The sequence below is a fragment of the Streptomyces sp. NPDC057623 genome (assembly GCF_042800355.1).
GTDB lineage: Bacteria > Actinomycetota > Actinomycetes > Streptomycetales > Streptomycetaceae > Streptomyces.
In genome coordinates this window covers 327,483-338,798 of record NZ_JBHVGZ010000003.1, presented here as the reverse complement: position 1 = coordinate 338,798, position 11,316 = coordinate 327,483, and the positions used below count along the sequence as shown (strand labels likewise).

The window sequence follows — 11,316 nt, the reverse complement described above, 5'->3', positions numbered from 1 at the left end:
ACGCGGCCCCGACCCACGAACACCCGCCCCCGCGCTCCACGAGCCCCCACCGAACAGCAACAGGCGCCGCAGGCATCCACCCCCGAACCCGCACCCGAACCCGCACCCTGGAACCGAACAGATTCCCCCGGCGTATTCATGGACAGGGGGCTCGTGCACAGCGCGTTTCGGTATGCCGGAATTTCCGGATCCGCGCTGCGATCCGATCAAGATCCAGCGAAGGCCGGTGCGGATGTCAGTCCCGGCAGCGATACTTGCGGCGACGGATGACCACGGGGGAGGTCAACAGTGACACAGACGCCGAAGACCAGCGCACCCACCATGCCATCCGTTCCACCACAGCCCGTACCCACCACCCACACCCGCCCGGCTCCCCCCGCCCCACCCCCCACGGAACCCCGCCGCACCGCCTTCGCCGAGGGCCTAGACCAGCTTCGCGCCGCCGCCACCACCGAACCCGGCCGCCTCCGCATCATCGGCGCCCTCCTCGCCGCCCTGGTCGTCGCGTTCGGCGCCGTAACGGCCTGGCAGATGACCGACAGATCCTCCGCCGCGGACGACGTGGTCAACCGCAGCCAGCCCCTCAGCTCCGACGCGGCCGACATCTACCGCTCCCTGGCCGACGCCAACACCGCCGCTGCCAGCGGCTACCTGGCCGGCCTCCAGGAAAAGTCGGCCATGCGCGAGGGATACGAGAAGGACATCCGGACGGCCGCCGCCAAGCTCGTCAAGGCCGCCGCCAACTCCGAACCGGGCTCCACCTCGGCGAAGACCATCGCGGACCTGAGCAGGCTGCTCCCGGAGTACAAGGGACTCGTCGAGACGGCCAGAGCCAACAACCGCCAGGGCTACCCCGTCGGCGGCGCCTACCTGCGCGCGGCGAACGAGATGATGCAGCAGAACATGCTGCCCAAGGCGGAGAAGCTCTACCAGACGGAGAACCAGCGCCTGCGCGACGACTACGCGGACGCGAAGTCCTTCCCCTGGGCAGCCGCCGGCCTCGGCATCGTCGTCCTGGCCGCCCTGGCCTGGGCCCAGCACCGCAACTACCAGCGCACGAACAGGGTCCTGAACCACGGCCTGGTCACCGCCACGGCCGCCTCCGTGGTGGTCCTGCTCTGGCTCACCGTCTCCCACACCGTCGCGCGCGCGGGCCTGAACGACTCCTACGACCACGGCGTCCGCTCCCTGGACGTACTGCACCAGGCCCGCATCGCCTCCCTGACCGCCCGCAGCGACGAGAACCTGACCCTGGTCCGCCGCGGCGCGGACACGAAGACGCTCGCCGACGACAAGGTCGTGGACGCGTACGAGTGGGGCTACGACCAGCAGATCGACCAGCTGGGCAAGGCCCTGGACCGAGCGGCGGACCTCGCGGACGACTCGACGGGCAAGAAGCCCGTCCAGGACGCGAACGGCTTCATGAAGGTCTGGAAGGACCGGCACGGCATCGCCCGCGACGACAACAACTCCGGCAACTACCAGGCGGCCCGCGACCGTGTGATCGGCGCCACGAAGGAGCCGACGAGCGTGTGCTTCGACAATGTGGACAAGGCCCTGGCGACAGCACTCACGCACGAGCAGAACGAGTTCAAGCAGGCCGCGAACGACGGCCGCGGCTCGCTGACCGGCCTCCCGACCGGCGCCGCGGTCCTCGCGGTCCTGGGCGCGGCCGGCGCGGTCCTCGGCATCGGCCGCAGGCTGTCGGAGTACCGGTGAGAGGGGGCATGACGATGAACGCACGCGAAACGACGACCTCGCACAAGACGACGCGCGCACGCGATCACTCGACCCGCCTCCGCGGCGCAGCCGGCCCATGGCGGCGTCTGCGGGCCGGCCTGCGCGGCTGGGGCGGCGTGGGCGCGATGGCGACCGTCTGCGCCCTGGCGGTGGCCTTCGCGCTGCTGCTGCCCCACACCCAGTCGGCTGGCCCCGCCGCCGGCACGGCCACCGCGAGCCAGGGCGTCGCCAAGGTTGTCCGGGCGAAGGCGGAGGACTGCGAGAACCCGCAGGACCAGAGCCTCTCCCCGTCCGGCGGCGGCGACACCCCGACCGTCGACGCCATCAGGGCCCGCAAGGACCGCCGTCTGATCGTCGGCGTCGACACCAACAGCTACCGCTGGGGTTACCTCGACCCGAACAACCCCTCCGGCGAGCTGGAGGGGTTCGACATCGACCTGGTCCACCGCATCGCCCAGGACATACTCGGCGACCGCGACGCGGTGCAGTTCAAGGCCATCCCGACCAGCCGCCGTATCGAGGCGATCCAGAAGGGCGAGGTCGACATGGTGGTCCGCACCATGACGATCAACTGCAGCCGCATCAAGGAAGTCGCCTTCTCCGCACCGTACTTCGTCACCGGCCAGCAGGTCCTGGCCCCCAAGACCTCGACGATCACCGGCTACAACAAGACCCTGGCCGACAAGAAGGTGTGCTCGGCGCAGGGCTCCACCGCGTACGACAACCTGGAAGAGGGCAGGGAGAACGGCGACCTGCCCGGCTCCACCGACATCAGGACCACCGTCCCCAACCAGCTCGACTGCCTGGTGAAGTTGCAGCTCGGCGACGTCGACGCGGTCGTGACCGACGGCGCTCTCGCGGCCAGCCAGGCCGCGCAGGACCCGGCGGTGGAACTCAAGGGCGGCCTGTTCACGGACGAGTACTACGGCGTGGCGATGAAGCGGGGCTCCGACGATCTGGTACGCCAGGTCAACCGGACCCTGGAGAACTACATCGAGGACGGCGGTTGGAGGGACTCGTACGAGAAGTGGCTGCACCCGACCATGGATCAGGGCGACAAGAAGTCGGCGTCGGCCACCGCACCCGAAGCCCGGTACAAGTGACCTGCCGTCAACTGACGGAACCACGAGAGCAGCGAGAGGTGATCGATGGGCGTCACGGACCCCGCCGGGCCGGTGATGGACCGGGACGAGGTGGACCGTGCGCTGGCGCGGCTCGGCCAGGAGCACGAGGCGATCGAGACCTCGCTTCTCGCTCTCCAGGACCACGCGGGCCGCAGACTCCTGGAGGGCGCTGAGCTCACGGGCGTCACCAGGGAGCGCTGGACGACCGCGGAGGCGTCGATCACGCTGCTGTGGGCGTACTTCGACGCGTACACGGACGCGTTGCGCTCGGCCCGCGAGATCCGTTCGCGCCGCCGCTGGTCCAGCCGCGACGACCTGGTGGAGCTGACGGAACTGCTGCGCGGCGAGTCGGTGACCGTGGCGGGTTCGGCGTCCGCCACGGCCAACGCCCCGACGCTGCACGGCGGTTCGGGCAAGCTCAGCGAGCAGTTCACGCTCGTCACCCTGGTCGACCGGATGAACGAGCTGTACGCGACGTCGCTGGACATGGTCGTCGCCGCCGACGCGGTCTGGTCCGCGCTGCCCGCCCGTATCGATTTACTGGCCGCGGAACTCCAGCGCACCCGCCGGCTCGCGCACTCCGTCGGTGTCCGCCCGGGCGAGCACCCGGCGGGCGACGACCTGGAGCGCATCACGCGCACGCTCACCAACCTGCGCTCCCAGGTGGTGTCCGACCCGCTCGCGTACTGGGTTCCCACACAGGGCAGTTCGGCGCCGGGCGGCGGCCGGCCGGACACCACGGTCTACGACCGTGAGGCGCGCGCCCTGGAGGACGTACGCCGTGAGATCGACGCCGTGTTGACGGTCCGTCAGGATTCCGAGCAGCGGCTGGTCCGGCTGCGGGACGTGCTGTCCCGCGCGGACCGTACGCTCGCCGAGGCCCGCACCGCGCGCGGCGAGGTCCTGGCGAAGATCGCCGCCACCGAGGTGCCGGTCGTCAGCGGCCCGCCGACCGTGCTTCAGGAGCAGCTGGCGACGGCCGCCGAGTACCGCAGACACGCCCAGTGGCACCGCCTGTCACCGCTCCTGGAGTCCCTGGAGCAGAAGGCGGAGGACGAACTGCTGCGCGCCCGCGAGTCGTTGACCGCGGTCACCGCGCCCCTGGCGGTCCGCGCCGAGCTGCGCGGCCGCCTCGACGCGTACAAGGCCAAGGTGGCCCGGCACGGGCTCGCGGAGGACCCGTTCCTGATCGAGCGGTACGACGCGGCCCGGCGGATGCTGTGGAGCGCGCCCTGCGACCTGCGCGTCGCCGAGCAGGCGGTCCTGCGCTATCAGCACGCCGCCGCCGAACTACTCGGCGGCCCGCGCGTGCCGGGCCCGCGCGGGCCCGAGGATCGCGGCGGGCCGGGAGCATGAGGGACAGGGGGTGGTCGTCATGAGTCAGGCACAGCAGAGCTGCCAACGCCCGGACTGCGACGGGTCGTACGAGGACGTGGGCGGCGGCGAGTTGTACTGCGACACCTGCGGACTGGCCCCGGTCGTCTCGGCGACCGGCATGGTCGGCTCGCCGCCCACCGGGGTCACGGCCGGCGGCAAGGGCTCCCGCGGTTCGGGCAGTGCCAGTTCCCGCTCCACCGGCCGCGGCAGTTCCCGTACGTCGTCGCAGTCGTCGAAGTCCCGGCGCTCGGTGTCGGGACGGCTGTCACGCGCGCTGTCGGGCCGTTCCACGAGCCGCTCGGTGTCGGTGCGCAGCTCCGGCTCGACGTCCGGCTCCAGCGGCCGCGGCCGGCTCGGCGTCGGCCTGGTCCAGGTCCCGAACGTGCCGCGCCCCGACCCGCGCGCGATGGTGCTGGAGAACCCGGAGGTGCCCGAGCGCAAGCGGTTCTGCTCCCGCTCGGACTGCGGCGCGCCCGTCGGCCGGGCGCGCGGCGAGCGCCCGGGCCGTACGGAGGGGTTCTGCACCAAGTGCGGCCACCCGTACTCCTTCGTCCCGAAGCTGAAGGCCGGCGACATCGTGCACGGCCAGTACGAGGTCGTGGGCTGTCTGGCGCACGGCGGCCTCGGCTGGGTCTACCTCGCCGTGGACCGCGCGGTCTCCGACCGCTGGGTGGTGCTCAAGGGCCTGCTCGACACCGGCGACCAGGACGCGATGGCGGCGGCGATCTCCGAGCGGCGCTTCCTCGCGGAGATCGAGCACGCCAACATCGTGCGGATCTACAACTTCGTCGAGCACCTCGACCAGCGCACGGGCTCGCTCGACGGCTACATCGTCATGGAGTACGTCGGCGGCAAGTCGCTGAAGGAGATCGCCAACGGCCGCCGTTCGCCCGGCGGCAAGCGTGACCCGCTCCCCGTCGAGCAGGCGTGCGCGTACGGCATCGAGGCGCTGGAGGCCCTCGGCCACCTGCACAGCCGCAACCTCCTCTACTGCGACTTCAAGGTCGACAACGCCATCCAGACCGAGGACCAGCTCAAGCTGATCGACATGGGCGCGGTGCGCAGGATGGACGACGAGGAGTCGGCCATCTACGGCACGGTGGGCTACCAGGCGCCGGAGGTCGCCGACGTCGGCCCGTCGGTGGCGTCGGACCTCTACACGGTCGCGCGCACGCTCGCCGTCCTGACCTTCGACTTCCAGGGCTACACGAACGTCTACGTCGACTCCCTCCCCGACCCCGACAACATCGAGGTCTTCCGCCAGTACGAGTCCTTCTACCGCCTCCTGGTCCGCGCCACCGACCCCGACCCGGCCCGCCGCTTCGCCTCCGCCCAGGAGATGACGGAGCAGCTGACGGGCGTCCTGCGCGAGGTCGTCTCCCTGCAGACGGGGCGCGCGAGGCCGTCGCTCTCGACGCTGTTCGGCCCCGAAGTGCGGGTCACGGACACGGAGTTGTTCCCGAGGCTGGACGGAGAGGTGTCACGGTTGGGCGCGCGGGTCGTGGGCACCGGAAAGAAACCCGCCCTTTCCCCGGCCGCCCCGCCTGCCATCGCCGCCGGCAACGGCAATGTCGCGGCCCCCGGCATCGTGAGGGTCGTCAACGCCTCCGGCGCCGCCCTCGCCCTCCCGGTTCCGCATGTGGACCCCGCCGACCCCAACGCCGGTTTCCTCGCCGGTCTGATGACCACCGCGTCGGCCGAGCTGCTCGGTGCCCTGGCCGCCGCGCCGGCGCCGTCGACCGAGACCCGGCTCAGGCAGGTGCGGGCCTGGCTGGAGAACGGCGACACCGGCACCGCGCACGAGGCGCTGCTGAAGCTGGAGGACGAGCGGCCCGACGACTGGCGGGTCGTCTGGTACCGCGGCGTGGCCGCGCTGGTGACCGGCGACCACGAGGGCGCCGCGCTCGCCTTCGACGCGATCTACGACGCCTTCCCCGGCGAGCCCGCCCCCAAGCTGGCCCTCGGCCTGTGCGCGGAGGTGCTGGGCCAGTTGGACAACGCCGCCGAGTACTACCGACTCGTGTGGTCCACCGACCCCAGTTATGTGAGCACCGCCTTCGGCCTGGCCCGCGTCCAGCTCGCGACCGGCGACCGCGGCGGTGCCGTACGGACCCTGGAATCGGTCCCGGAAAGCTCCATCCACTACACGGCCGCCCGGGTGGCGGCCGTCCGCGCCCGGCTGCGTCAACGCACGGCGGCCGCCGCTGACGTACCGTTCCTGGACGACCTGACCGCCGCCGCGGGCCAGGTCGAGGCGCTGGACGCGTACGGTCTGGACCCGGCGCGCCGGGAGCAGTTGTCGGCGGAAGTCCTCGGCTGCGCGCTGGACTGGATACTCTCCGGTGGCCAGGGTTCCGCCCCTTCCGCCGCCGGAGGACGGACGCTGCTCGGCAGCGGCCTGGACGAGCGGGGACTGCGCTTCGGACTGGAGCGCTCGTACCGCACGCTGGCCCGGCTCGCTCGGGGCGGCGAGGAAAGGATCGACCTGGTGGAACGTGCCAACCGTTACCGCCCCCGGACGTGGGTGTAGTTGATGTCGCAGATGCCCCAGCTGTCCGCCTGCCCGAGCTGTGAATGGCCGCTCGAGTCGGGTGACCGTTTCTGCGGTGCGTGCGGATACGACCTGTCCGCCGTGCCCGTACGGCCGGACGACAACCCGACCATCGCCATGAACGGCGCGGCGCCGCCGCCCCCTGGTGTGCCCGGCATGGGCTGGCCCGTCGCTCCCGCGCCGGACGGCTCCGGCACCGCGGCGGCCGCCCATCTGCCGACGGACCTCCAGGGCACCACCTCCGGTGGCCACGACCTGCCCGCGGGCACACCGCCACCCCCGCAGTCCCCGCCGGTGGCGGGCGGTCCGGACATGCCGCCCGGCCCTCGGACGCCCACGCCCCCCGCCCCGGCGGGTTCCCCCGACTCACCGGCCTCCGGCGTCCGTTTCGACCGTCCGCCGCAGCCGGACGAGTACGCCCTGCCCGAGGAGTACGCGCTGCAGGCGCCCGACCCGCGCGTGGCCCCCGCTCCGCCGACCCCGCCCGAGGGCACCAAGGTGTGCGTGGCCTGCCGTGCGGGCCGCGTCGACCACGACGGGTACTGCGAGAACTGCGGGCACGCCCAGCCGCGCGAGCGCGACCACATGGAGCTGGACGCCGGTCCGGTCGCCGCCGTCAGCGACCGCGGGCTGCGCCATCACCGCAACGAGGACGCGTTCGCCGTGGGCGGCACCTCGCTGCCCGACGGCCGGCCCGCGGTCGTGGCGATCGTCTGCGACGGGGTGTCCTCGGCGACCCGCCCCGACGACGCCTCGATGGCCGCCTCCCGGGCCGCGAGCGAGTCGCTGCTGGCCGCCCTGCCGCGCGGCGCGCACCCGCAGCAGGCCATGCACGACGCGATCATCGCCGCCTCGAACGCGGTCAACGCCCTGGCGGGCGAGCCGGCCACGGTCCGTGAGCAGGGCCCTCACCAGAACGCCCCCGCGTGCACCTTCGTCGGCGCCGTGGTCACCGCGGGCCTGCTGGTCGTCGGCTGGGTCGGCGACAGCCGTGCCTACTGGGTCCCGGTGGACCGGAGTTCTCCCCCGGCGCGGCTCACCGAGGACGACTCCTGGGCGGCGCAGATGGTCGCCGCGGGTCTGATGAACGAGGCCGAGGCGTACGCCGACGAGCGCGCCCACGCCATCACGGGCTGGCTCGGCGCGGACGCCTACGAACTGGAGCCGCACACCGCTTCCTTCAAGCCGGACCGTCCGGGTGTGGTGGTGGTGTGCACGGACGGGCTGTGGAACTACGCGGAGTCGGCCGAGGACATGGCCGACGTGGTACCCCTCGACGCCGCCGCGCGCCCCCTGCACAGCGCGCAGGTCCTCGTCGGTCACGCGCTCGACGGCGGGGGCCACGACAACGTAACAGTGGCCGTCCTGCCGTTCCCGGCACCGCCTATGGGGGCAGGATCGGCCTGAGGCCGCACCGGCGGGGACGGCCTGGGCGGACCGGAGGGGACCGGTCCGTCGACAGTCGTTGCCCCACCACGGGGTGCTTTAGGGGGATTTGAGAACGCATGGCCAATTTCTCGAAATCAAACGTGCCGCAGTTCTCGGTGGACGTGTACCAGAACGAGTACCTGCCTGAGGACGGTCGCGAGGTCAACGCGATCGTCACGGTGACCGCGACCGGCGGCGGCACGGTCGGCAGCGCGGTCGCCGCGCCCCACCTCTACTCGCCGGGCCAGGGCCCGTCAGCGGCCGTGGCGATCATGGTCGACTGCTCGGGCTCGATGGACTACCCGCCGACCAAGATGCGCAACGCCCGCGACGCCACGGCCGCCGCGATCGACACCCTGCGCGACGGCGTGCACTTCGCGGTGGTCGGCGGCACGCATGTGGCCAAGGAGGTCTATCCGGGCGGCGGCCGCCTGGCCGTGGCCGACGCCACCACCCGCGACCAGGCCAAGCAGGCACTGCGCCGGCTCAGCGCGGGCGGCGGCACGGCCATCGGCACCTGGCTGCGCCTCGCCGACCGCCTGCTGTCCTCGGACGACGTCGCGATCCGGCACGGCATCCTGCTCACCGACGGCCGCAACGAGCACGAGTCGCCGGAGGACCTCCGGGCCGCGCTCGACGCCTGCGCCGGACGCTTCACATGTGACGCCCGTGGCGTGGGTACGGACTGGGAAGTGAAAGAAGTCACAGGCATCGCCTCCGCCCTGCTCGGCAGCGCCGACATCGTCGCCGACCCGGCCGGTCTCGCCGCCGACTTCACGCAGATGATGGAGACGGCGATGGGCAAGGAGGTCGCGGACGTCGCCCTGCGGGTGTGGACGCCGGTCGGCACCACCATCAAGTTCGTCAAGCAGGTCGCGCCCACGGTCGAGGAGTTGACCGACCGCCGCACCGAAGCCGGCCCGCGCGCCGGTGACTACCCCACGGGATCCTGGGGGGACGAGTCCCGTGACTACCACGTCTGCGTCGAGGTTCCCGCCGCGAACCTCGGCCAGGAGATGCTCGCCGCCCGGGTCTCCCTGGTCATCCCGCAGCCCGACGGCACCGCCCAGAACCTCGGTGCCCAGGGGCTCGTACGGGCCGTATGGACCGACGACATGGTCGCCTCGACCTCGATCAACCCACAGGTCGCCCACTACACCGGCCAGGCCGAACTGGCACAAGCCATCCAACAGGGCCTCGATCTTCGCAAGTCAGGCGATATGGATGGAGCCACGGCCAAACTGGGCCGGGCGGTTCAGCTCGCCAGCGCCTCCGGAAACGCGGATACGGCGAAACTCCTTGCGAAGGTGGTGGACGTGGTCGATGCCGCGGCGGGTACTGTGCGACTGAAGGCGAAGGTCGCGGAGGCCGACGAGATGACTCTCGAGACACGGTCGACAAAGACTGTTCGTGTAAAGAAGTGACCGAGTAGTGCCCCAGTAGTGCCCTAGCAGGACCCTGAAAAGCAGCGAGCCTGACCCCTTGGGGTTGGAGAAATCCGGTCGAAGCGGCCGGACAGGAGAGGGGGAAGCGCCGACATGCCGACCTGCCCGAACGGACACCAGTCGGGTTCCGACGACTGGTGCGAGGTCTGCGGTCACCGCATGGCCGGTGCCGTTCCTCCGCCCCCTCCCCCACCGCCCCCGCCCGGCGGCGGCTACGGCTTCCCGCCGCCCGGTGGCCCCGGTCAGGGGCCCGGCCCCGGCGGCCCGTTCGGTGGCCCGAACGTCGGCCAGCCGGGCGGCCCGCCGCCCGGCGCCCGCGAGCCGGAGCTCTGCCCGCAGTGCCGTACGCCCCGTGAGGGCGGTGCGCCGTTCTGCGAGGAGTGCCGGTGGAACTTCCTGACCAACACGGCGACGTCGTACACCCCCGCCGCCCCGCGCCAGCCGGCACCCGGCCCCGGCCCGGGCGGCCCGTTCCAGCAGCCGCCGGGTCCCGGCCCGTCGTACGGCGGCGGTGACTCGTACGACTACCAGAGCTCGCGTCCGTCACAGGTGAACCGCCCGGCCGAACCGATCCCGCCGTTCGGCGGGGAGCCGCAGGGCCCGGGAGGTCACGGCGGACCGGGCGGGCCTGGCGGCTTCGGTCCCGGCCCGGGCCACCCGAACCCCGGTGGCCCCGGTGGCCCGGGAGGTTTCGGCCCCGGCCCCGGTGGTCCGGGCAACCCCAACCCTGGCGGTCACGGCGCCCCTGGTGGGCCTGGAGGCAACGGCCCCGGCGCCTTCGGTGGCGACCCGTCGCGGCCGGTTCCGCCGCCGCCCGGCCCCACGCCCCCCGGCGGTCCCGGTGCGACCGGCGGCCTTCCCCAGGGCTTCATGCAGGGCGCTCCGGGCGGCCCGCCGGCCCCGCCCGCCTTCCCGCAGGAGACCAACCGTCCGCCGCAGCAGGGCGGCCCGTCCTTCGGCGGCGGTGACGACGACTGGGTGATCTCGCCGCCGTCGTCCGGTCCCGGCGCCCCGGGCGGTCCCGGTGCCCCCGGCGCCCAGGCGCAGGGCGGCTACGGCTACCCGCAGCCCGGCGCCACCCAGGCCCCGCCGCCGCCTGCCCCCGCCTTCCCGCAGCAGCAACAGCCGCTGACCTGGATGGCGACCATCGGGCCGGACCGCGAGTACTTCATGGCGATGATGCAGCGCTCCGGCCCCGAGGCCGCGGGGCTCAACCTGCCCGCGTACTCGCCCGAGCAGCAGCGTGCGCTCACCGGCAACCAGGTCACCATCGGCCGCCGACGCCACTCCACCGGTGACACCCCCGACATCGACCTGTCGGTGCCGCCGGAGGACCCGGGCGTCTCACACCAGCACGCGGTCCTGGTCCAGCAGCCGGACGGCACCTGGGCGGTCGTCGACCAGAACTCGACGAACGGCACCACGGTGAACGGCTCCGAGGACCCGATCCAGCCGTTCGTGCCGGTACCGCTCCAGGACGGCGACCGGGTGCACGTGGGCGCCTGGACGACGATCACGATCCGGCGCGGCTAGCGACACCAGGAGGGGGGGGGGGGCGGGGAATTTTTTTCTTCCGCGCGCCCCTCCCCCCCTTTTCCCCCCGGGGCGGAGGAGGGTGCCGACCCTCCTGAGTTCCTCCCCCCACCCCCCC

Annotated in this window: 7 protein-coding genes; all 7 read left to right on the top strand. The window is 72.5% G+C overall.

Going from position 1 to position 11,316, the window contains the following annotated elements; translation table 11 throughout:
* Nucleotides 1-321: 321 nt before the first annotated feature.
* The 7 genes from ACFU95_RS05805 to ACFU95_RS05775 all read left to right on the top strand — a co-directional run bounded on the left by ACFU95_RS05805 (nt 322) and on the right by ACFU95_RS05775 (nt 11,198).
* Nucleotides 322-1,719, top strand: coding sequence for a hypothetical protein (locus tag ACFU95_RS05805; protein WP_383822276.1), 1,398 nt, complete (start codon nt 322-324; stop codon nt 1,717-1,719).
* Nucleotides 1,720-1,727: 8 nt separating this feature from the next.
* Entirely contained in the window at nt 1,728-2,843 is a 1,116-nt protein-coding gene (locus ACFU95_RS05800) for a glutamate ABC transporter substrate-binding protein (protein ID WP_383822224.1), read from the top strand.
* A gap of 45 nt (nt 2,844-2,888) precedes the next feature.
* On the top strand, nt 2,889-4,220 hold the full coding sequence (locus ACFU95_RS05795; protein WP_383822221.1) for a hypothetical protein: 1,332 nt from the start codon (nt 2,889-2,891) through the stop codon (nt 4,218-4,220).
* 19 nt (nt 4,221-4,239) lie between these two features.
* Complete coding sequence (locus ACFU95_RS05790; protein ID WP_383822218.1) at nt 4,240-6,771, top strand: tetratricopeptide repeat protein; 2,532 nt, start codon at nt 4,240-4,242, stop codon at nt 6,769-6,771.
* Nucleotides 6,772-8,199 carry a PP2C family serine/threonine-protein phosphatase gene (locus tag ACFU95_RS05785; protein ID WP_383822215.1) on the top strand — a complete coding sequence of 476 codons (1,428 nt, stop codon included), beginning with the start codon at nt 6,772-6,774 and terminating at the stop codon, nt 8,197-8,199.
* A gap of 98 nt (nt 8,200-8,297) precedes the next feature.
* A complete protein-coding gene (locus ACFU95_RS05780; protein WP_383822212.1) occupies nt 8,298-9,644 on the top strand; it encodes a VWA domain-containing protein in 1,347 nt (448 codons plus the stop codon).
* 114 nt (nt 9,645-9,758) lie between these two features.
* Nucleotides 9,759-11,198: an FHA domain-containing protein gene (locus tag ACFU95_RS05775; protein WP_383822209.1), complete on the top strand. Its 1,440-nt coding sequence runs from the start codon at nt 9,759-9,761 to the stop codon at nt 11,196-11,198.
* Nucleotides 11,199-11,316: the final 118 nt, after the last annotated feature.

What these genes read in the sequence shown, in the direction of transcription:
- ACFU95_RS05780 (WP_383822212.1), top strand. Translation starts at nt 8,298, where the DNA reads ATGGCCAATTTCTCGAAATCAAACGTGCCGCAGTTCTCGGTGGACGTG.
- ACFU95_RS05800 (WP_383822224.1), top strand. Translation starts at nt 1,728, where the DNA reads ATGACGATGAACGCACGCGAAACGACGACCTCGCACAAGACGACGCGC.
- ACFU95_RS05790 (WP_383822218.1), top strand. Translation starts at nt 4,240, where the DNA reads ATGAGTCAGGCACAGCAGAGCTGCCAACGCCCGGACTGCGACGGGTCG.
- ACFU95_RS05795 (WP_383822221.1), top strand. Translation starts at nt 2,889, where the DNA reads ATGGGCGTCACGGACCCCGCCGGGCCGGTGATGGACCGGGACGAGGTG.
- ACFU95_RS05775 (WP_383822209.1), top strand. Translation starts at nt 9,759, where the DNA reads ATGCCGACCTGCCCGAACGGACACCAGTCGGGTTCCGACGACTGGTGC.
- ACFU95_RS05805 (WP_383822276.1), top strand. Translation starts at nt 322, where the DNA reads ATGCCATCCGTTCCACCACAGCCCGTACCCACCACCCACACCCGCCCG.